Raw genomic sequence first — 22,075 nt, 5'->3', positions numbered from 1 at the left:
TATGAAACCGTGGATCACTCGGCGGGAACGATGTCCGCCGGCAGGCTGTCGTCGGCGGTCCCAGCCAGCGCTCTCGCCAGCTTCGCTTCGTCGAGTTCGCCTTCCCAGCGCGCCACCACCAGCGTCGCCACCGCATTGCCGACGAAGTTGGTCAGCGCCCGGCATTCCGACATGAAGCGGTCGACGCCGAGGATCAGCGCCATGCCGGCGACCGGCACCGAGGGAACCACCGAAAGCGTGGCGGCCAAGGTTATGAAGCCTGCCCCGGTGATGCCGGCGGCACCCTTGGACGACAACATCGCCACCAGCAGCAGCAGGATCTGGTCTGATATCGACAGATGGATGTTCGTCGCCTGGGCGATGAACAGGGCGGCAAGCGTCATGTAGATGTTGGTGCCGTCGAGATTGAAGGAATAGCCGGTCGGGATGACCAGTCCGACCACCGAACGCTTGGCACCGGCCTTCTCCATCTTCTCCATCAGCGAGGGCAATGCCGCTTCCGACGACGAGGTGCCGAGCACCAGCAGCAGCTCTTCCTTGATGTAGCGGATCAGCGACAGGATCGAGAAGCCGTTGTAGCGGCACACGGCACCGAGCACGACGAACACGAACAGGAACGAGGTCGCGTAGAAGGTTCCGACCAGCATGGCGAGGTTGATGACCGAGCCGATACCGTATTTGCCGATGGTGAAGGCCATCGCACCGAAGGCGCCGATCGGGGCTGCCTTCATCAGCACGCTGACCAGCTTGAACATCGGCGCCATCAGCGCCTGCAGGAAATTGAGCACCGGCGTGCCCTTCTCGCCGACCAGCGCCAGCGCGATGCCGAACAGCACCGAGAAGAACAGCACCTGCAGAATGTCGCCGTCGGCGAAGGCGCCGACGATCGTGCCGGGAATGATGTTCATCAGGAAGCCGGTGACCGACTGGTCATGTGCCTTGGCGGCGTAAGTGTTGACCGTCGAGGCGTCGAGCGTCGCCGGGTCGATGTTGAAGCCGGCGCCCGGCTGCACGACATTGGCCACGACAAGGCCGATGATCAGCGCCAGCGTCGAGAAGGTGAGGAAGTAGAGCATCGCCTTGCCGGCGACGCGGCCGACTTTCTGCAGGTCGCTCATGCCGGCGATGCCGGTTGCCACCGTCAGGAAGATGACCGGGGCGATGATCATCTTGACCAGCTTGATGAAGGCGTCGCCGAGCGGCTTCATGCTCTCGCCGATCGCCGGATAGTAATGGCCGAGCAGGATGCCGACGGTGATCGCCACCAGCACCTGGACGTAGAGCTGGGCATAGAGGGGCTTGCGCTGCGCGGCGGGCGCGGCGGATTGGTCTGGGATATGCATCGAACTCTCCCTGGCCGGATGGACGGAACCCGCCCTGCGTGACTTCTCCCATCGCGGCGTTCCGGTCGCCCGCCGCTGCACGGATGTTTGCAAACGCTGTGCCAGATGCCGGATAGGCCGGAATCCCTGGGTTCAGCCGTTCCTGCCTTGCCTTTGACGGGGAGTTGTGCGGATTTCCGCACAGGCCTTGTTTGCCCGGGCGGAATTTCGCATTAGACTGGGGGCAAAGCCGGGGAGCAAAGGGAGAGGGCCGACGCCACAACAGCGCATCGATAGCGGATCCCCCGGGTTTGCCGGCCGCGACCTGCTGCGCGAAGCGGTAGCGCGCCTGCGCGGCCGTTGGCTGTTTGCGGCAATAGCGCTCGCTCTGCTTGCCGGCGCGGTTGCCACCACCGGGCGCATCGCCGAGGGTCAGGCCGCCGATGACCTGCGCGACGGGGCATTGGCCGCCTTGCCGCTGGCGGCCGGAACCCTGACCGGCGAAATCGAAAAGCAACGTCTCGTGCCGCTGGTGCTGGCGCGCGACGATGCGGTGCGTGATGCGCTCCGCCGTGCCGGGAAAGTCGAGGAAACAGCGCTCGACGCCAAGCTGAAGGCCATAGCCGGCGATGCGTCGGCCTCGGCCATCTATGTCATCGATAAGGCGGGCATGGCGATATCGGCCAGCAATGCCGGCCAGCCGGACAGCTTTGTCGGCATCGATTATAATTTTCGCCACTATTTCACCGATGCGATGGCCAAGGGCGCGGCCAGCCAGTATGGCCTCGGCACGATCAGCGGCAAGCCGGGACTCTACCTTGCCGGCCGTGTCGACGACGGTGGCAAACCGCTTGGCGTCGCGGTTCTGAAGGTCGAACTCGGCGGTGTCGAAGCCAATTGGCGGGCGAGCGGCTTTCTCGTTTTCGTCACCGACGAGCGCGGCGTCGTTCTGGCCACCAGCCAGCCCGACTGGCGGTTCCATGCGCTGGCGCCGCTCTCCGCGGCGGATGCCGCCGCGGCGCATGACCAGCTTCAACTGGTCGACGCCGCCTTCGAGCCGCTGCCGATACGGCGTGGCGCCGGTGACGGCTTGGCGACGATCGAAGAAGCCGGAAAATCGCGCCGGTTCGTCGAGGTGGTGCAGGACTTGCCCGGTGCCGTCCCCGGCTGGCGCCTGTGGCTGCTGACGCCCGCCGATGCCGCCTTGACCGCCGCCGCCAACACGGCGCGCCTGACGACACTGCTCGGGCTGCTGCTGATGGGGCTGCTTGCCTATGTGTTCACCCGGCGCCGGCGCACACGCCGGCTGCGGCAGGAGGCGCTGGCGCGCATGAATGCCGAACTCGAAAGCCGGGTCAGTTCCCGGACCGCCGAACTGACGCGATCGAACACGGCCCTTGCCGGCGAAATCGCCGAGCGCGAAAACGCCGAGGCCAAGGTCCGCCGGCTGCGCGACGATCTTGCCCAGGCCAACCGGCTCTCCATCCTCGGCCAGATCGCCGCCGGCGTGGCGCATGAGATCAATCAGCCGGTCGCCGCCATCCGCACCTATGCCGAGAATGCCCGCCGCTTTCTCGAGGCCGGCAAGACCGAACCGGCAAGCGGCAACCTGACCTCGATCGTCTCGATGACCGAGCGCATCGGCGCGATCACCAGCACGCTGCGCACCTTTGCGCGACGGCCTGGCGTCGCTGCCTCGCCCTTGCCGGTACGCGAGGCGATCGAGGGCGCGCTGTCGCTGCTGTCCGGCCGCATCCGCGATTCCGGCGTCACCATCGTCAAGCCGGGCGGCACCGCATCGCCATTGGTGATGGCAAGCCGCATCCGGCTGGAGCAGATCCTCGTGAACCTGTTGCAGAACGCGCTGGACGCCATGAAGGACCGGCCTGATCCCCGCATTGAGATCGACCTCGCCGAACGCGGCGACCGCGTGCTGATTTCGGTGCGCGACAATGGCCCCGGCCTCGATCAGGACGCCGCCGCCAATCTGTTCATGCCGTTCCAGACCACCAAGGAGAAGGGGCTTGGCCTCGGCCTGGTGATCTCGCAGGAGATCGCCCAGGAATTGGGCGGCACGCTGCGGCTCGACCCCGGCACCGCCAGCGGCGCATCCTTCACCATCGACTTGAGGCGGATCGAATGACGCAGGGATCAGGGCTGGTCGCGCTCGTCGACGACGATGCGGATCTGCTGCATGCCACCACGCAACTGCTCGAACTTGCCGGCTTCACGGTGATCGGGCTCGACGCCGCCGAGGCAGCGCTTGGTGTCGTCGACAGGGACTTCGAGGGTGTGGTCGTCAGCGACATCCGCATGCCCGGCATGAATGGGCTGCAACTCTTCGACCGCGTCAAGGCTGTTGATCCCGACTTGCCGGTGATCCTGGTCACCGGGCACGGCGATGTCGATCTTGCGGTCGCCGCGCTCAAGGATGGGGTCTATGATTTCATCCCGAAACCCTATGCGGGGGAGCGTCTGGTGGAGGCGCTGAAGCGTGCATCGGAGAAACGGGGGCTGGTGATGGAAAACCGGCGGCTCCGCGAAGCCGCCGCACTTGCCGCGGACGGCATGCCGTTGATCGGCGAAGCGCCGGCCATAAGGCGGTTGCGCGAGACCTTGCGCCAGATTGCCGACATGGACGTCGACGTGCTGGTGGAAGGCGAGACCGGAACCGGCAAGGAAGTGGTGGCCGACCTCCTGCACCGGTGGGGCCGGCGGCGTGCAAAGCCGTTCGTGGCACTGAACTGCGGCGCTCTGCCCGAAACCGTCATCGAAAGCGAGCTGTTCGGCCACGAGGCCGGCGCGTTTACCGGGGCGCAGCGACGGCGGATCGGCAGCATAGAGCATTCCAGCGGCGGCACGCTGTTCCTCGACGAGATCGAATCCATGCCGCCGGCCCTGCAGGTCAAGCTGTTGCGGGTGCTGGAGACGCGCAGCCTCACCCCGCTCGGCTCGAACGAAACAAGGCGCCTCGATCTCCGGGTCGTCGCGGCGACCAAGGTCGATCTCGGCCGGCAGGACCAGCGCGGCGATTTTCGCGAGGATCTCTATTTCCGCCTCAACGTGGTGACGCTGCGCATTCCGCCGCTGCGCGAGCGGCGCGGCGATATCGAGATGCTGTTCGGCCACTTCCTTGGCAAGGCGGCGAAACGGTTTGGCCGGCCTGTCGCCAAGGTGAACGCCGCCGTGAGCCATCATCTCCAGTCGCACGACTGGCCGGGCAATGTGCGCGAACTCGCCCATTTCGCCGATCGCGTCGCGCTCGGTCTTGGTCCCGATGACGAAACCAGGTTCTCGCCCGCACGATTGCCAGCGCCCGCCGCCGCACTGCCGGAGCGGGTCGGGCATTACGAGGCGCAGCTCATCCGCGACGCGCTGCGCGACCATGGCGGCGACGTGCGCGGCGCCATCGACGCGCTCGGCGTGCCGCGCAAGACGTTCTACGACAAGCTCAAGCGCTATGGCATCGCCGCATCTGATTTCCGTCCCTCTTGATCTTTCCAAGCGAGTATCGCGAAAGCCATGAACACGACACTTGAAACGACCGCCGATCCCCTGCCGGAAGAACTCGCCTTTCTCAGTGAACGGCTGACGGCGTTCAACGACGGCGATGTCGGCGCGTCCGAAAAGAAGGCGCTGGCGGTGTTCGTGCGCGACGAGATCGGGGCGATCGTCGCCGGCATTTCAGGCTACACCGCCTGGGGCTGGCTCTACGTGCAGTGGCTGTGGGTCGACGAAGGGCTGCGCGGCCAGCACATGGCAGGCCGGATGCTCGACGCGGCCGAACGCGAAGCCGTGGCGCGCGGCTGCCAAAACGCCTGGATCGACACATTCAATCCCAACGCCGCCAAGGTCTATCAGAGGCAAGGCTACCAGCCTTTCGGGACGCTGGCCGATTTCCCTGTCGGCCGCAGCCGCATCTTCCTGCGGAAGAAACTGGTCGACTGATCAGCCAGCCAGCTTTCCGCCGCGCATCGGCCGCGGCGCGCCCGTCGTGCTCGGGAAACTGATCGGCAGGCCGCGCAGCACGCGAACCGCGAGGAAGGCAAAACACTCCGCCTCCACCGCGTCGCCGCTCCAGCCGAGGCTTTCGGCCAGTACGACCTCGACCTCGGCGCGGCTGGCGAGCATCGCCATCATTGTCGGGTTGTGGCGACCTCCACCGCTGACCACCAGCTTCTTCGGCCGGCTGGGCAGAAGGTCGAGCGCCTTGCCGACAGCGGACGCCGTGAAGGCGGTGAGCAGGGCCGCGCCATCCTCGGCGCTCAGGCCATCGGCCATGGCCGCGCCGAAGTCGAAACGGTCGAGTGACTTTGGGTACGGCTTGGTCAGATAGGGATGCTGCAGCAGCTTGGCGAGGCGGGCTTCGTCCACCTTTCCCGCGCCGCCAAGTGCGCCGTCGCGGTCCATTTCGCCGAACCCTTTCGACTTGATGAAATCGTTGAGCGGCGCGTTGGCGGGGCCTGTGTCGAAGGCGATGACATTGTCGGCGCCGTCCCACCAGGTGATGTTGGCGACGCCGCCGAGATTGAGCACGGCCACCTCGCCGCTGGCGCCGGCGCCGCGCATCAGCGCGGTGTGATAGGCGGCAGCCAAAGGCGCGCCTTGTCCGCCTGCGCGCATGTCGGCCGAGCGGAAATCGTAGGCGACCTTGGTGCCGAGGATGGCATGCATGAGCTCGCCGTCGCCGAGCTGCCGGGTCTGGCCGAGCCGTCCGACCTGCGGCGCGCGATGCAGCACGGTCTGGCCGTGGAAGCCGACGACCCCGATCTCGGCCATCGTCATGCCGTAACCTTCCACGAGTTCCTTCACCGCCGCCGACTGCGCGCGCGTCAGCGCCTCTTCGGCCTTGCGGAAAATCGCAGGTTCCGGCCCAGTGAAATTCCAGGCCCGCGCCGCCGCCAGCGTCTCTTCCAGCAGCGACCGGATCGACGCGGGATAGGGCATCAGCCGGTAAGTGCCGAAATCGTCTATCCGCTCGCCATCGGTCTTGATCAGGGCGACATCGATGTTGCCGTCAAGCACCGTGCCGGTCATCAGGCCGACGGCCCAGATTGGTTCCATCATTGAGCTCCATTGATTAGGTCGCCGACCGCTTGCCGAAGCTGAACGATGCCGCTGTCGAAATGACGTGTCGGATGGATCCGGTTGGTAAGCAAGGTCCACGCCTTGCCCTTGTCGAAGTCGATCCACAATCCTGTGCCGGTGAAGCCGGTGTGGCCGATCGTTCCCGGACCGCACAGCGCACCGCCGGACCAGCCTTGGTAAGGGCGCTCCCAGCCATGGGTGCGGGTGGCCGACAGGGGCTCGCGCATCAGCGCGATCAACCGTTCGGATGCGCCGGTTCCGTCCAGCAATCCCCAGGCGAAATCGAGCACCGAAGCGGCCGTGCCGAACAGACCGGCATGGCCGGCGCCCTGCAGCGCCGAGCAATTGTCGTCGTGGACCTCGCCGGACAGCACGCGATGGCGCCAGGTGCAGTCCTCGGTCGCCGCGGCGGCATCGGGTTCCGCGAACCAGGCAAAGCCCGGGCCGGGTTCCACTGCGCGGATGCTCTTGCCCGACAGCCGCTCCATCGCAAAGCCGAGCAGGATGAAGTTGATGTCGGAATAGACAGGGTCGCGCGCCCGCCATTCGCGCTGCAGGACGAAGGCGCGCAGCAGTTCGGGGTCGCGCCCATAGGTGTAGATCGGCTCGACGGCCGGAAAGGGCGTCTGGTGGCCCAGGCACTGGCGAAACGTCACCTCCCGCTCCCATGCGTTCGCGTCATACTGGCGAAGGTCGGGAAGCAGAGAGATCAGCGGCGCGTCGAGATCGATGATGCCGTCCTGCGCCAGCGCCAGGATACGCGGCGTGGTAAAGATCACCTTGGTCAGCGACGCCAGGTCGAACCAGGTCTCAACAGTCATCGGCCTGACCTTAGGCACAAGCTGCGCGGAGCCGATCGCTCTGGTGATGCGCTCGCCATTTCTGCCGACCAGGCCGAGCACGCCGCCGGGAATGCGCTTGGCCGCCACTGCCGCCGCGAGCGGTTGGAACGCGCGGTCGAAGAGCTGGGCGAGGGGGCTCAATGCCGGCCTCCGCACGTGGGCATGTCGTCAAACGGAAAAGTCGGCGATCCTTCGCACCCCCCTCTGTCCTGCCGGGCATCTCCCCCGCAAGGGGGGAGATTGGCCGTAATAGCGGCTTTCGCCAATCGCCGACGTCGCAGGAAGGGGCGGGATGCCGAAGCTGCTAATCTCCCCCCTTGCGGGGGAGATGGCCGGCAGGCCAGAGGGGGGTGCTGTCCCGCCGACCTTGCATATCCCAGTGCACCGTCCATCACAACTCCACCCTCGCCATATGATCCCCGCCAAACTGCTCCCATCGCGCCGGCGCCGGCTCAAACCCTCTCGGGCGCACCAGCGAAGGCACCTGGCGCGTATCCAGTTCGAAACGCTCATGTCGCCGGTCGATGGTCGGAACGGCTGATATAAGCTTCTTCGTATAGGAATGCTTCGGCTTCGACAGCACGGACTGTGCGTCGCCGATCTCGACGATCTGGCCGGCATAGATGACGGCGATGCGATGCGCGATCCGCTCGACCACCGCCATGTCATGCGAGATGAACAGATAGGCCAGCCCAAACTCGCGCTGCAAGTCGACCAGCAGCTCCAGCACCTTGGCCTGCACCGACACATCGAGCGCCGACACTGCTTCATCGAGGACCACGACGGACGGGTTGAGCATCAGCGCGCGGGCGATGCACAGCCTTTGCCGCTGGCCACCGGAGAACTCATGCGGATAGCGCTCGAGGCTGTTCTTGGGCAGGCCGACGCGTTCCAGCAGGCGCGCCATTCTGGCCCGCGTTTCGGCATCCACCCGGCCGCCGGTGGCGATCACGGGTTCCGCCAGAATGCTCTCGATCGCCAGCCTTGGATTGAGAGAGGCATAAGGGTTCTGGAACACCATCTGCATGGGCCTGGCGCCGCGCCTCGGCGAGGCCGCTCGGGCGCCGACCGAGAAGCTGCCGCGCGCCGGCCGCACAAGCCCCAGCACCGCCTTGGCGGCAGTGGATTTGCCCGAACCGCTCTCGCCGACGATGGCCAGCGTCTCGCCGTGCATCAGGTCGAAATCGACGCCGTCGACGGCATGCACCGCGCCGGTGGCGCGGCTGAAGAAACTGCTCTTGAGGGGAAACCGAACCACGAGGCCATCGACCTTCAAGGCCGGTTCGGCGCTCGCGCCGTTGTCACGTTGCCCATCCGAGCGCGTCGCGCGACCGCTGGCGAAATGCGGCACGGCGTGCAGCAGATGCTGGGTGTAGGGATGCTGGGGGCTGTCGAGGATCCGGTTGAGCTCACCCTGTTCGACGGCCTGTCCGTTCTGCATCACCATCACCTTGTCGGCGATGCCGGCAACCAGGCCGATATCGTGGGTGATGAAGATGACGGACATGCCGCTTTCGCGCTTCAGCTCGGCAAGCAGCGCCATGATCTGCGCCTGCACCGTAACGTCGAGCGCCGTCGTCGGCTCGTCGGCGATCAGCAGGCGCGGGTTGCAGGCCAGTGCAATGGCGATCATCACCCGCTGCAGCATGCCGCCGGACAGCTGGTTGGGCGTGTATTTCAGCCGCCTTGCGGCATCGGGAATGCGCACGCGGTCGAGTGCGTCCTTGGCTGCCGCAGTAGCCTGCCGGCCGGTCAGGCCGCGATGCAGGCGGAACGATTCCTCGATCTGGGTGCCGATGGTCAGCACCGGGTTGAGCGAGGTCATCGGTTCCTGAAAAATCATGCCGATCTCGGCGCCGCGAATGCCGGTCAGTTGCGGTTCGGTCGCGGTCGTCAACTCGAAGACGGTCCCATTGGCCCGCTTGAGCTTCATCGAGCCGCCAGTGATGCGGCCGCCACCGAAATCGACGAGCCGGTTGATCGACAGCGCCGTCACCGACTTGCCCGAGCCGCTTTCGCCGACAATGGCCAGCGTCTCGCCATCGGCGATATCGAAACCGACGCCGCGCACCACCTCGTTGGCCCGGGGGTCGCGGCCGAAGCCGACGCGCAGGTCCGAGACTGACAAGAGCGGGGTCATGCGAACGCGCTCCGCATCCTCGGGTCGAGGATGTCGCGCAAGGCGTCGCCCAAAAGGTTGAAGCCCAGAATGCTGATCATGATCGCCAGGCCTGGGAAGATCAGCAGCCAGGGTGCCGTTTCCATCAAATTGCGGCTGTCGCTCAGCATCAGGCCGAGCGACGCGGCGGGCGGCTGCGTGCCAAGGCCGAGAAAGCTCAAGCCGGCTTCGGTCAGCAGCGCCCAGGCGAGCGCCAGCGTCACCTGCACAGTCAACGGCGCCACGAGGTTGAGCAGCAGGTGGCGCGTGACGATATAGCTCGAACTGCTGCCGAAGGTGCGCGCGGCATCGACGAATTCGCGTGTCTTGAGCGACAGCGCGGGGCCGCGCACCACGCGGGTGAAGATCGGCGTGTAGACGATGCCGATGGCAACGACGCTAGTCCAGGTGCCGGGGCCGGCAACGGTGACGATGAGCAGCGCCAGGAGGATCGCCGGGAAGGCCAGCAGCACGTCCATGATCCGCATCACGACGCCGTCCCAGCGGCGCCCGAGCCAGGCGGCGGCCAACCCCAGGATCGTTCCGGCAAGCGCCGCGAAGGCCACCGAGAAGAAGGCGACGGTAAAAGACTGGCCGATGCCCGCCATCAGGCGGCTGGCGACGTCGCGGCCGAACAGGTCGGTGCCCATCCAGTAGGCGGCGCTGGGCGCATGCAGCCGGTCGATACGGTACTGCGTGATCGGATTGTGCGGCGTCAGCCCGAGCAGGCCGAGGATGGCAAGCAGCAGATAGACGCACACGATGACGCCGCCGATGCGGCCGCTGCCATGGCCGAAGATGGCACGCAGGATGCGCATCACTGTTCCCCCAGCCGGATGCGCGGATCGAGCGCGACATAGGCGAGGTCGACCAGGAGATTGACGGTCATGAAGTTGAAGGCGATGAAAAGCACGCTGCCCTGCACCAGCGCGTAATCGCGCTGCAGGATGGCGTCGAGCACCATGCGCCCCAGGCCGGGCAGCGCATAGATCTGTTCTACGATGACGGCGCCGCCCAGGAGGTAGCCGAATTCTATGCCGCTCAGCGTCACGACAGGGATCAGCGCATTGGGAAGCGCATGCCGCCAGATGACGCTGCGCGCCGAAGCGCCCTTGCTGCGCGCGGTGCGCACATAATCGTCGCTCAACACGTCGAGCATTGCCGAGCGCGCAATGCGGGTGACCGACGCCGCGAAGGCAAAGCCGAGCGTGATGGCGGGCAGGATCAACTGGCTGAGATTGCGCAAGGGATCCTGCCAGAGCGGCACGAATTCGCCCATCGCCGGCAGCACGCCGAAGCCCGCCGACAGCGTGTAGATGATCAACAGGCCAAGCACGAAGCTCGGCGTCGACTGGCCGATCATGGCGACGACGCGCACACCGAGGTCGGACAGCTTCTCGCTGTGGGTGGCGGCGTAGATTCCCGCCGGCATGCCGACCAGGAGCGCGATGATCATAGAGAGGAGCGCCAGCTCCAAGGTCAGCGGGAAGCGCTCGAGGATGACGTCGAGAACCGGCCTGCCATAGGTGACGGATATGCCGAAATTGCCGTGCAGGATGCCGCCGATCCAGCGCCAGTATTGGACGAACCAGGGCTGGTCGATGCCGAAATAGGCGGCGAGCGAATCCCGTTGTGCCGGCGTCAGCAGGCCGGCCTCGGTGCCCAGCATCGCCGTGATCGAATCGCCAGGCACCATCCGGATCGCGACGAAGACCAGGATGGACACGCCAAGCAGCACGAGAGGAAACGTCGCCAGCCGTCGCAGGAGATAGTTCACGCCAGGAAGACCTCTCGTCCCGTTGCCGAAGCTACTGGATCGTCACCTTGCTCAGGCTGAACAGCGTGCCGGTCGGCGTCGGCACGAACCCGGATATGTTCTTCTGTTGCGCCGTATAGCTGTAGGAGGTGTAGAGCCAGATCCACGGCGACATTTCGGCGAGGTGCTTCTCGAATTCGGCGAAGATCGCTTTGCGTTTGGCCGGATCGGTCTCTGCGCGGCCCTGCTGCATCAGGCTGTCGAGCGTATCGTCGATGTAGTTCGCCACCTTTTGCAGATTGCCTGATTTGGTCCAGTAGCGGTTGTACATGGTATAGGGGTCGGCCCGGCCGCCATTGAGCGCGATCGCCATGTCGAAATCCCCCTTCAGCCAGGCGTCGACATAGACGTTGAGCTCCATCATCTTGATATCGAGTTTGACGCCGATTTCGGCGAGCTGTGACTGGATGACCTGGGCTTCGGCCGCTGCCGTCGGCGGCTCGCCCGTGGCGCCGATCACCGTCGCCGAAAAGCCGTCGGCAAAGCCGGCCTCGGCCATCAGCTTCTTGGCCCTTTCGACATCGCGCTTGTAGCAGAACAACTGGCTGGGATCGGTGGCCAGCGCCGGGATGGTCAGCGGTCCGGTGACCTTGCCTTCGCCCAGCGCGGCGGTGTCCAGCACCTCCTGCCGGTCGATGGCGCAGGAGATCGCCTGGCGCACCTTGAGCTCGGTCATCGGCTTCCGCGACGGGTTGAGCTGCAGCACGTTGTAGGCCAGCACCGGCACGCGGTTCAGTTGCAAGTTGGCTTCCTTCGGCACCAGCGTGGCGACGAGCGGATCGTTGAGCAAGGCGAAATCGATCTGCTTGGTGCGCATGGCGGCGAGGATCGCCGCCTCGTCGGGCAGCACACTGATCTCGATGCCGTCGACGCCGGTCGCGCCGCCGGCCCAGTTCTTGTTGGCGCTCAAGACTTCCTTGGCGTTGGGATCCCACTTGTCGAGCTTGAACGGGCCCGAACCGACCGTCCTGGTGCCGATCGAGCCGGCCTTGATCTCGGTCGCCGGAACGATGGCCGCGTTGACGTCGCTCATCGCCGTCAGGATAGGTGCGTCGGCCTGCGACAGGTGGAACACGACGGTCGCCGCATCCGGCGTGTCGATGCTGGCGATCGACAGGAAGTTGGCGCGGGCAGCGGCACCGGTCTTCTCGTCGAGAATGCGCTCGAACGACGCCTTGACGTCGGCGGATGTCACGGCGGTGCCGTCCTGGAATTTCGCCTTGGGATCGAGCTTGAAGGTCAGCCCCTTGCCGTCCTTCGAAAACTCCCAGGAGGAGGCGATGGCGGGAATGATCCGCAGGCTGGCGTCGACGCGCACCAGCGGCTCATAGATCAGCTCCAAAAGCCGCAGCGAGGAAAAGGCCGTCTGCTTGTGCGGATCAAGCCCGGTGGCGTCCTGGGACCAGGCCATGTGCAGCGTCGCCGCCTGCGCCGAAACCGTCGCGATGCCGAGCATCGCGGCAAGGGTGATGCCCGAAAGCAGCCTTCTTGTAAGATGAACCATTCTCGTCTCCCATTATTGAACTCGGTGCCTTGCAGTTTCCGAGGACCGCTTCCAAGGCACACATGCTATGGAGTGTCGGCCCAGTCTATGCGGCTTGACGCCGTCTTGTCTAAAGTGGCTTCAGGTTGCTTCGTCGCCGATCGCCTTTCGCAGGAACCCTCCGGCCCTGGACAAAGCGGCCCGCGCCGCGTCCACGTCGAGGCCGGTGATGGTCACCAGGATCGCCAACTTGACGTCCTTGCCGGTCCGGTCGAGCGCCTGCCGCGCCTGCGGCGCGGTACAGCCGGTCGTCTGCATGACCATCCTGATCGCCCGGGCCACCAGCTTCCTGTTCGATGGGTTCAGGTCGACCATCAGATTCTGGTAGCTCTTGCCGATCCGGATCATCGAGGCCGTGGTCAGCATGTTGAGCACCAGCTTCTGCGCGGTTCCCGATTTCAGCCGCGTCGAGCCGGTGAGCACTTCGGGGCCGACGACCGGCGAGATCGCGATGTCGGCGATACCGGCAATGGCCGATGCCGGATTGCAGGAGAGGGCGACCGTCGTTGCGCCGATCTGCCTGGCATGGGTCAGCCCGCCGATGACATAGGGCGTGCGTCCGCTGACCGCGATGCCGACCACCACGTCGTCGGGTGTGAGTCCGATCCCCTGCAGGGCCTTGGCGCCCATCTTCGGGTCGTCCTCGGCGCCTTCGAGCGAGCGCACCAGCGCGTCGGACCCGCCGGCAATCAGGCCGACCACCATGCCTTCGGGCACGCCGAATGTCGGCGGGCATTCCGAAGCGTCGAGCACGCCAAGCCGACCGCTGGTGCCGGCGCCCATGTAGATGAGGCGTGCGCCCCTCTCGAAGGCAAGCACGATCCGGTCCACCGCGGCGGCAATCTCGGGCAGCACCTTTTCGACGGCCGCTGGGACGATCTTGTCCTCGTCATTGATCCTGCGCAGCACGTCGAGGGTCGGCAGCAGATCGATGTCGACGGTCCTTGGGTTCCGACCCTCGGAAACCAAGCGATCCAGCTCAGACATCAACCCTTGCTCGGTCATCCCAGCGCTTTCAAAAATTCTGCCGCACGGCGCCCGGCATCGCTCGACTGGCAACCAGTGCAGACGGACCTTGGGTCCGTCATCGCAGTTTTTCTTTGTTAACTTTTTAGAATTTGATATTCACATCGTCAACAAAGATTTGGAATATTCTATTCCTGTCCACGTTGGCTATCCCTTGCGAACCGAACGCTTGGCAAGAATGATCGCGCTGGATACGGCGTCGCCGTCGGCGGGCTTCAGGCGGCGGCGCACATCGGGAGAAAGCCAGGGTTCGAGCGGGCTGGCGAGGCCGCCCAGCAACGTCACGCGCGGCGCGCCCTTCTCGAACAGCACCCGCACCAGCGTGTCGATCTGTTCGGCGGCACCTTGCACGATGCGGCGCCCAACGGGATCGCCCTGGTCGGCATGGCGCATCACCATGGGTGCAAGCGCGGCATAGTCCGTGGCGCTGGCGCGGTCCATCCAGGCGACAGCCTCCATCGGGTCGCCCGCGAAGCGCTGCATGACCTCCGCCAGCAGCGCCGTGCGCTCGTGGCGGCCGTCATGGGCGCGCAATGCCAGTTGCACGGCTTTCAATCCAAGGTCGGCGCCGCTGCCCTCGTCGGAGATCGGAAACCCGTAGCCGCCGGCGCGCAGGTCGCGGCCCTCGACGAAGCCGAGGCCGATCGAGCCGGTCCCGGCGATGACGATGGCGCCGTCCCGGCCGGAATGCGCGCCAAGGCAGGCACCGATGCCGTCGCTGACGAAGTCGATGCTGGCAAAGGGATGCGCGATTGCCCGCAACGCCTCAAGCGCGCCTTTGCGGCCGATGCCGGCAAGGCCGATGCCGGCATGGATCTTGGCGGTTTCGGCTGGCGCGAAACCTGCTTCCTCGATCGCCGCGCCGAAAGCTTTGGCGATGGAGGCCCAGGCTGCCTCGATGCCGAGCCGCGTCGTCGCCGGCCCCGACAGGCCCTGTCCCAGCACCGTGCCTTGCGCGTCCTCGAGACGGGCGCGGCAACCGGTGCCGCCGCCATCGACGCCGAGAAAATAATCCGCTTCGGTATTCATGCGCCCAGCCGCTCGATGTCGGCGCCGCACAGACGCAGCTTGCGGTCCAGCTGCTCGTAGCCGCGGTCGAGGTGATAGACGCGGTTGATTGTCGTCTCGCCTTCACAGACCAGCGCCGCCAGCACCAGCGACACCGAAGCGCGCAGATCGGTGGCCATCACCTGCGCGCCGTGCAATTTCTCGCCGCCGCGCACCAGCGCCATGGTGCCTTGCAGCTTGATGTTGGCGCCGAGCCGCATCAGTTCGGGCACATGCATGAAGCGGTTCTCGAAGATGGTTTCGCGCAGCAGCGACGCACCCTGGGCGCAGCACATCAGCGCCATGAATTGCGCCTGCAGGTCGGTCGGAAACCCCGGATAGGGTTCCGTCGTCAGATCGGCGGCCTTGAGCGGCCGGTCGCGCGAGACGATCAGACCGCGATCGCCTGGCCAGACGCTGACGCCGGTCGCCTCCAGCAATTGCACCACCGAGGCCATGTGCTCGAGCCGGGCGTGCGTCAGTTCGAGCTGGCCGCCGGTGATGGCGGCCGCGATGGCATAAGTGCCGGCCTCGATGCGGTCGGGGATGATGTCGTGCCTGGCGGCGTGCCAGCTGGTGTCGCCCGCGATCAGGATACGGTGCGTGCCGGCGCCCTCGATGCGCGCGCCCATGGCAACGAGGCAGGCGGCGAGATCGGCCACTTCCGGCTCGCGCGCCGCGTTCAGGATCTCGGTTTCGCCCTTGGCCGCGGTTGCCGCCATCATGGCGGTTTCCGTCGCGCCGACCGATGGCGAGGGGAGCACGATGCGCGTGCCGGTCAGCCCGTTCGGGGCCGAGGCGACGATCAGGCCGTTCTCGACGGCGATCCTGGCGCCGAGCGCGGCGAGTGCGGCGACATGCATGTCGACCGGCCGCGCGCCGATCGCGCAGCCGCCCGGCAGCGAAACCCGGGCATGGCCGAACCGCGCCAGCAACGGCGCCAGGACGAGCACCGTCGCCCGCATTTTCCGTACCGTGTCGTAGGACGTCTCCTTGGAAACGGCGGTACTTGTGTCGATTGTGGCGGCATGGGCGGACCGGGTGATTTCGGCGCCGTGAAGTCGCACCACGTCGAGCATGTTTTCGACGTCGGTCACATCGGGCAGATTGGTCAGTTCCAGCGGGTAGGGGCTGAGCAGCGCAGCCGCGATCTGCGGCAAAGCGGCATTCTTGGCGCCCGATATGGTGACCGCGCCTTCCAATCTCCGTCCGCCGACGATCCGCAATCTGTCCATGGCTGAAACCTTGACGGCCACATCCGGTGACCTGCCCGGGGAATCCCCGAGCGACCCCGGGTCGAGCTGAGAATTAATTCCGCGTTCTTGGCTGTCAATCAAAATTGGAATAATTTATTCCTCGTCTTGCAGTGAAGAGCGAGGGGTTTCCGTGTCCGTCTTAAGCAGGATCAGTGCCGAGCTCGACGGCATGGCGCCCGGCGATCGCGAGATCGGCCGTTATATCATCGACAATCCCGACCAGATGCTGCGGCTGTCGACGGCCGCGCTTGCAGCCGAGATCGGCCGCAGCCAGTCTAGCGTCGTCAAGTTCAGCCAGAAGCTCGGCTATGCCAGCTACCAGGAGCTCAAGCTCGCCGTCAGCGAGGCCAAGGCGCAGGATTGGCAGGTGCCGGCCGGCGTCATCCATGGCTCGATCGAGGTGGGTGATACTTTTCCGGTCATCCTGAAGAAGCTGATCGGCAGCAAGCTGCTGTCGATGCAGCAGACCGTCGCCGCCAACAGCGAGCGCATCCTCTCCAGGACGCTGGACCTGCTGGATGGCGCGCGGCGCATCCATCTGGTCGGCGTCGGCGCCTCCTCGCTGGTGGCGCGCGATTTTTCATACAAGCTGATGAAGCTCGGCCGCAATGTGCTGCATGACAGCGACAGCCACATCCAGATGGCCAACGCCTCGACGCTCGGGCCTGACGATGTGCTGTTCGCGCTGTCCTATTCCGGCGCCAGCATCGAAACCTTGCGTATCGCGGAGCTTGCCAGCAAGCGTGGCACGACGGTGATCGCCGTCACCGGCCTGCACGACAATCCGCTGAGCCGCGTCGCCGACATCCGCCTCTACACCCTCGCCGACGAGGAACGCGCGCGCTCTTCCTCCATCACCGCGCGCGACGCGCAGCTGACGCTGACCGACCTTCTGTTCATCCTGCTGGTACAGAAGCAGCCCGACGCCAACGACTACGTTCACAACAGCGAGGCGGCGGTCACGGTGCTGAAGGCCGAGCGCTCGTCGTAAAGGCCTCAGACGCTTTCGAGATAGGTCTCGATCTCGAAATCGCTGACGTTGAGGGCAAACGTATTCAATTCCTGTCGTTTGCAGGCGACGAAGGAGTCGCGCAGGATCGCCGGGAAGATCTCCGCCACATGCGTCCCGCCTTCAAAGGTTGCGATCGCCGACGCCCAGTCCGGCGGCAGTTTGGCCGGGGCGACGCCTTGACCGTCATTCCCCGCCGGGTCGCCTGGCGACATCTGCTTCTCGATGCCGATCAGCGCGGCGCCCAGTATGGCGGCAAGCACCAGATAGGGATTGGCGTCGGCTCCCGAGACGCGATGTTCGATGCGGCGCGCGCCGGTCGGGCCGCCGGGGATGCGGATCGCGACCATGCGGTTCTCGTAACCCCAGGCGACCGCGGTCGGCGCGTAGGATCTCGGGCGCAGCCGGCGGTATGAATTGAAGTGCGGCGCGAACACCAGCGTGCTTTCGGCCATCGCCGCCAGCAGCCCGCCGACCGCGTGTCGCATGGTGTCGGAACCCTGGTCGGTGCCGTCGTCGAACACGTTGCGCCCATCGGCATCGACTAGGCTGAAATGGACATGGAAGCCGTTGCCGGCGCGGTCGCCATAGGGCTTGGCCATGAAGCAGGCGGCAAAGCCGTGCTTGCGGGCAATGCCCTTCACCGTGCGCTTGAACAACACCGCATCGTCGGCGGCCCGCAAGGCGTCGGCGACATGGTTCAGGTTGATCTCGAACTGGCCGACGCCGTTTTCGGCGATTGCCGTATCGACGGGAATGCCTTGCGCGCGGCAGGCTTCATAGATGTCGTGGATGAAGGCTTCGAAATCGTCGATCTCGTCGATCGACAGCGCCGCGTCGGAATCGAGGCGCCGCCCGGTGACCGGCGAGACCGGCCCGACCGGCCGCTGCGATTGCGGATCGACCAGGTAGAATTCGAGTTCGGTCGCCGCGACAGGCGTCAGGCCGAGCGCCTTGTAGCGATCGAGGATGCGGGCCAGTGCCCGCCGGGGGTCGCCGAGATAGGGCGCTCCGCTCTCATCGGCGAGCCAGAGCGGGACGAGCGCCGTCGGATGCGCCGTCCATTCCACCGGCAGAATGCCGCGACCCGTCCATTGGCAAAGGCCATCGGCATCGCCGGTCGAGAAGACCAGGCTGTTGCCTTCGATGTCCTCGCCCCAGACGTCGAGCCCGATCAGCGAGTAGGGCATGCGCAGCTTGCCCTCCAGCGCCTTGCGGGCCTGCTCGACGGGGATGCGTTTTCCCCGCATGATGCCGTTGAGGTCGCACACCGCGGCCCTCAGGCTCTGGATGTCGCTTCGGCTTTCAAGCCAGTTCAAAACGTCCGCAATTGCATCGCCCAATTTCAAACCTCTGGTTCCCTGCGGTGTCGCGTCTGAGGCGAGCACCCTATTTCTACGACAAAGCAGCTGATGAGTTCATGAAGGCACCTCCGACATCGGTCGGAAAAGTTTCCTTCATTTTTTCAAGCAGTTAGCCGGTATGTCGGGAGGCATTTCAGGAACCAATTGCGCGATCTGCGATCGCAACATAGCGACAAGGCAAGGGAAAGCCAAGCGGCATCTGGGGTGCAGGAGACACCGGCCTAGCTCCTCGCTTCCGGGAATCTGACCTGCCGCAGGATGTGGGCAGCACCCTCGTCGATGTCGCGAACGATGGCCGCCCGCGCTCGCGCACCGTCCTGCGCCTCGATCGCGGCAACGACTTCCTCGTGATAGTCGATGTCCAGGATGGAGGAGAGGTCGTCCTCGAACCCCACGGCGAGGTTTCTGAGAAACGGGCCGACCTGCATCCACACCGTCTCGATCAGGAAGATCATCTGCTCGTTGCCGCAATGGCGATAGATCGAGAACTTAAAATCGTGGTTCTTCCTGAGATAGTCGCCGATATCGCCTTTGCGGGCCGTCAGGGTCAGTTCTGTGCAATGGCGTCGGATCGCCCGCAGATTGTTGCCGTTGATCAGTTTCGTCGCAAGCTCGGTCGCCGGGCCTTCGAGCAGTGTGCGCACGGCGGTCAATTGCGAGAATCGCTCGGCCGAGATCACCGGCACCTCGACGCTGCCATTCGGCATCGGGCTCAGTGCACGCAATGCCTGCAGCCGCATGAAGGCACTGCGCACCGGCATGTCGCTGGTGCCGAGTTCCCTGGCGAGCTTGCGCGAGGTCAGCTTCTGGCCGGGCAGGAATTGGCCCGACATCAGGGCTCGCACAAGCTCCAGATAGACCTTCTCGTGCAAGGGCACGGTGTCGACGGCGGTCAAACCGAAATGTGTTCTGCCGGCCATTGGCGGGGCGCACCTTCATCCGTTCTGAAAATGACCTGACGACACGCGCCGTGGACAAAGCTTAGGCCCGGCACGGCGGGAACACCCAAGCCGCCGATTGATCGGGCATGATAGACGCTTCGGTCGTTGCGCGGCAAGCCAACCGCCGGAGCCGGCGCGGTGCGGCGGGCTGCCTTCTTTTCCGGCTATCGATCCGGGGCCGGCCCGCTCTTTTCCAGCGCCAGATGCGTCAGCAAATTCCTGGTGATCCGGCCGACGTCGTTCATGGCATCGCCCGCGGGCAAGGCGCCGCACCAGGCGACCGAACTCGCGCAGAAGATCAGGCCGCCCGAGGGCAGATGGCGCAGCGTCATCTCCGCGCAGCGGCGCTCGTCGCGCTCTCTGTCACCTCCTTCGTACCAGCGCGTCGCGTCATGGACGAAGCTGTCCGGGAACCCGGTCGCACGGGCAATGACCATGGTGTCGGGGGATGTGCCCAGATGCGGGTCGGTGGCATCGACCTCGTAGCCGGCGGCGCCGCCAAGCACGATGCCCTCGTCGCCGAAGGTCTCGCTGGTGACGCCGTCGAACAACCACGCGGCCGAGGGCTGACGGCTTTCCGGCGTACGCGTGAAAGGCCGCGCGCCATCGAAACCCATCAGCGAGATGGCGACGCCGGTCAGCGAGAACTCGCCGCGCCCGCTGGCGCGCAGGTAGCCTCCCGGCTGGTTGGTAATCGACAGTGACTGTTCGGCGATGGGGCCGTCCCAGGTCCGGCCCGCCTCGAGCGGCGAGCGGCGCAATTCCATCAGATCGTCCTGGAACGCCACCTTGCCGGCAAAGCCATTGCCGCCGAGATAGGCGATGCTGCCGCCCGCCGCCGCGAATTGGCGCAGCGCATGCTCCATCTCGACCGACATGTATTCGGGATGGCTGCCGGTGATGACCGCCTGATACTCCTGCAGGCCGGCAAGACCCAGTTCGTGCAGGTCGCGGTCGGTGATGAGATCGAAGGCGATATCATTGTTGTGGCAGAAGCGTAGAAAATGCAGGTCGACCGGCAGATTGTGCGGGCAGCCGCAGAGCGGATACTTGTAGTCGTCACGCAGCGTCGCCTTGGGCTTCCTGGTGGAACAGATCGACACGCCGCTGAGGTCGCTGTGATAGTCGTAGAGCGACTTCAGATTGTTATCGATCGCGAAGCGATGGCCGCGATCTTCGCACATCCATTCGTAGAGATGCGCCGGCAGGAATTCGTCCGCGTAAGCGAGATAGGTGGCCGTCGGCACCAGGAACAACAACGGCGCCCGGCGCTCCGACGAAGTGATGAAGAAGACGATACGCTCCGATCCTTCATCGTGACCGACCTCGAAGGCATAGACCCCGGCGGGCGCCTCGGCGGGAACCTGCAATTGGTATGAGGCCGGCCACTGCAACGCCTCCATGTCGTCGTCGTGGCAATGCACGGCGTCGTAATGCGACGGCACCAGCCGGGGGTCGAAACTCGACCCGTCCCAGCGGCGCGAGGTCATGCAGAAGGCGGGCTGGTTGACCGTTTCCAGGAAGAGGACGCGATCGGTGCCTGTCGAGGCGAGCGGGCCTCTCGGCAGCAGGGTCGGAAACGTCCAGGCGATACGGCCAGCCGCGGTTTGCAGCGAGATCGTCGAGAATTTCGCGTTGAGCGACCTGACATCGTTTGCCGTGCTGGTGCCGAAGACCATGTCACCGGTCAGGAGCCGCCACGGCAGGTCGAATCGACGATCCAGGCGAAACGGCGACAGGAGATCGTCCGAATCGATCCGCAGCACGGTCGCGCCGTCGTTCGACGAAATCTCGACCTTGAGCCAGGTGTTTGCCGGCAAGACCACGTCGCTATCGGGCGAGTTGCCGTCGCCGCCTGATATCAGCCGCCCGTCCTGCAAGCCGAGGCGCAGGTTTCCGCTTTCGAACAGCACGCGGGCGCCATCGTTGGGGGTCAAGTATACTTCGAAGGCGACGCCTTCGATCTCGGTGGCCTTGGCAAGTTCCGCCGCCGCGACCCTGAGGAAGGATCCGTGATCGAAATCGCGACGGGACACGGCATTTCCCGTCGGCTCGACGCGCCAGCCCATCGGCTCGGCCGCTTGCGTGTCGAGCCGCACGACGTGCACGTCGCGTACCGGCCGCGACGACGAGACATGGAGGGCGACTGGTGTTCCTGCCGCTGTATGCCAAGGAACGGTATAGCCTGAGACGGCCATGGCGCCGTGGTCGACGGGGCGTTTCATCGCCGCAAAAATCCGCGTCGCGATCCCGGCTGTCGCACTCTCCCCGGCTGTCGCACTCTCCCCGGCTGTCGCACTCTCATTGATGGCAAACTGGACAATTCTTTCATACCTTTGGGTCTGGAGGGCGCATATATCCCCTCGGCCTTGCTTGCTGATGAAGTCCGTAGAAATCTCGCTCAGCCATCGATGGCCTCGGCAATGCGAGTTCTAGGCATCCGTCGCAGGCATCTGCTTGGTGCCTGATCGACGACGACATTATCGCGATCGTCCGAAACCGGACAGTCGTTCTCGAAGGTCGGCCTCTTCATCACAAAACTTGACCTTCACGCACTTGCACGTCCGGCCGCTCTCTGGCTTTTTGGGGTACCCATCCGAACGGACTGATTCGCGTCATGCCGCTCGATTGCAATGTCTTGCAGGCAGTCTGCTTGTGGGTCG

The 22,075-nt window shown here is 65.2% G+C and carries 17 protein-coding genes; 4 read left to right on the top strand and 13 right to left on the bottom strand.

The genetic code is table 11. The features are described from left to right. Window positions 1–14: 14 nt before the first annotated feature. Window positions 15–1,343: a dicarboxylate/amino acid:cation symporter gene (locus tag LB557_RS10625; RefSeq protein ID WP_224640937.1), complete on the bottom strand. Its 1,329-nt coding sequence runs from the start codon at window positions 1,341–1,343 to the stop codon at window positions 15–17. A gap of 166 nt (window positions 1,344–1,509) precedes the next feature. Between LB557_RS10625 and LB557_RS10620 the strand changes: the two genes are divergently transcribed. From LB557_RS10620 to LB557_RS10610, 3 genes are read left to right on the top strand one after another with little or no spacing between them, the layout of a single operon-like run. Then, entirely contained in the window at window positions 1,510–3,465 is a 1,956-nt protein-coding gene (locus LB557_RS10620; RefSeq protein WP_224640935.1) for an ATP-binding protein, read from the top strand. Beyond that, on the top strand, window positions 3,462–4,817 hold the full coding sequence (locus LB557_RS10615; protein ID WP_224640933.1) for a sigma-54-dependent transcriptional regulator: 1,356 nt from the start codon (window positions 3,462–3,464) through the stop codon (window positions 4,815–4,817). The genes LB557_RS10620 and LB557_RS10615 overlap by 4 nt, the downstream gene beginning before the upstream one ends. 27 nt (window positions 4,818–4,844) lie before the next feature. Then, complete coding sequence (locus LB557_RS10610) at window positions 4,845–5,270, top strand: GNAT family N-acetyltransferase (RefSeq protein ID WP_224582777.1); 426 nt, start codon at window positions 4,845–4,847, stop codon at window positions 5,268–5,270. Here the strand turns inward: LB557_RS10610 and LB557_RS10605 are convergent, their stop codons facing one another. The 9 genes from LB557_RS10605 to murA all read right to left on the bottom strand — a co-directional run bounded on the left by LB557_RS10605 (window position 5,271) and on the right by murA (window position 16,077). After that, the gene (locus LB557_RS10605; RefSeq protein ID WP_224640931.1) at window positions 5,271–6,386 is read right to left on the bottom strand and encodes an anhydro-N-acetylmuramic acid kinase; all 1,116 of its coding nucleotides are present in this window, start codon (window positions 6,384–6,386) and stop codon (window positions 5,271–5,273) included. Next, a complete protein-coding gene (locus LB557_RS10600; RefSeq protein ID WP_224640930.1) occupies window positions 6,386–7,393 on the bottom strand; it encodes a serine hydrolase domain-containing protein in 1,008 nt (335 codons plus the stop codon). The genes LB557_RS10605 and LB557_RS10600 overlap by 1 nt, the downstream gene beginning before the upstream one ends. A gap of 250 nt (window positions 7,394–7,643) precedes the next feature. After that, the gene (locus LB557_RS10595) at window positions 7,644–9,392 is read right to left on the bottom strand and encodes an ABC transporter ATP-binding protein (protein WP_224640929.1); all 1,749 of its coding nucleotides are present in this window, start codon (window positions 9,390–9,392) and stop codon (window positions 7,644–7,646) included. Further along, complete coding sequence (locus LB557_RS10590) at window positions 9,389–10,228, bottom strand: ABC transporter permease (protein WP_140617422.1); 840 nt, start codon at window positions 10,226–10,228, stop codon at window positions 9,389–9,391. Before LB557_RS10590 ends, LB557_RS10595 begins: the two co-directional genes overlap by 4 nt. Beyond that, on the bottom strand, window positions 10,228–11,187 hold the full coding sequence (locus LB557_RS10585; RefSeq protein ID WP_224640928.1) for an ABC transporter permease: 960 nt from the start codon (window positions 11,185–11,187) through the stop codon (window positions 10,228–10,230). The genes LB557_RS10590 and LB557_RS10585 overlap by 1 nt, the downstream gene beginning before the upstream one ends. Window positions 11,188–11,218: 31 nt before the next feature. Beyond that, window positions 11,219–12,730, bottom strand: coding sequence for an ABC transporter substrate-binding protein (locus LB557_RS10580; RefSeq protein WP_224582784.1), 1,512 nt, complete (start codon window positions 12,728–12,730; stop codon window positions 11,219–11,221). A 120-nt stretch (window positions 12,731–12,850) separates the two neighbouring features. After that, window positions 12,851–13,774, bottom strand: a complete 924-nt coding sequence (gene murQ, locus LB557_RS10575; protein WP_224640927.1) for an N-acetylmuramic acid 6-phosphate etherase — start codon at window positions 13,772–13,774, stop codon at window positions 12,851–12,853. A 168-nt stretch (window positions 13,775–13,942) separates the two neighbouring features. Continuing rightward, window positions 13,943–14,824 carry an N-acetylglucosamine kinase gene (locus tag LB557_RS10570; RefSeq protein WP_224640926.1) on the bottom strand — a complete coding sequence of 294 codons (882 nt, stop codon included), beginning with the start codon at window positions 14,822–14,824 and terminating at the stop codon, window positions 13,943–13,945. Continuing rightward, window positions 14,821–16,077 (bottom strand): UDP-N-acetylglucosamine 1-carboxyvinyltransferase, encoded by a 1,257-nt coding sequence (murA, locus tag LB557_RS10565; protein ID WP_224640925.1) that lies wholly within the window; start codon window positions 16,075–16,077, stop codon window positions 14,821–14,823. Before murA ends, LB557_RS10570 begins: the two co-directional genes overlap by 4 nt. Window positions 16,078–16,228: 151 nt before the next feature. Between murA and LB557_RS10560 the strand changes: the two genes are divergently transcribed. Then, window positions 16,229–17,089: a MurR/RpiR family transcriptional regulator gene (locus tag LB557_RS10560; protein ID WP_140661518.1), complete on the top strand. Its 861-nt coding sequence runs from the start codon at window positions 16,229–16,231 to the stop codon at window positions 17,087–17,089. A gap of 5 nt (window positions 17,090–17,094) precedes the next feature. On the opposite strand, the gene LB557_RS10555 is transcribed toward LB557_RS10560, so the two are convergent. The 3 genes from LB557_RS10555 to LB557_RS10545 all read right to left on the bottom strand — a co-directional run bounded on the left by LB557_RS10555 (window position 17,095) and on the right by LB557_RS10545 (window position 21,637). Then, window positions 17,095–18,450, bottom strand: a complete 1,356-nt coding sequence (locus LB557_RS10555; RefSeq protein WP_015318975.1) for a glutamine synthetase family protein — start codon at window positions 18,448–18,450, stop codon at window positions 17,095–17,097. A gap of 242 nt (window positions 18,451–18,692) precedes the next feature. Then, on the bottom strand, window positions 18,693–19,391 hold the full coding sequence (locus LB557_RS10550; protein WP_015318974.1) for a GntR family transcriptional regulator: 699 nt from the start codon (window positions 19,389–19,391) through the stop codon (window positions 18,693–18,695). Between the two features lie 185 nt (window positions 19,392–19,576). Then, window positions 19,577–21,637, bottom strand: a complete 2,061-nt coding sequence (locus tag LB557_RS10545; RefSeq protein WP_224713057.1) for a N,N-dimethylformamidase beta subunit family domain-containing protein — start codon at window positions 21,635–21,637, stop codon at window positions 19,577–19,579. Window positions 21,638–22,075 lie beyond the last annotated feature (438 nt).

This window comes from Mesorhizobium sp. BR115XR7A, from assembly GCF_020165315.1.
GTDB classification, from domain to species: domain Bacteria; phylum Pseudomonadota; class Alphaproteobacteria; order Rhizobiales; family Rhizobiaceae; genus Mesorhizobium; species Mesorhizobium australicum.
Note: the sequence above shows the minus strand (reverse complement) of the source record. Positions and strands in the feature narration are given on the sequence as shown.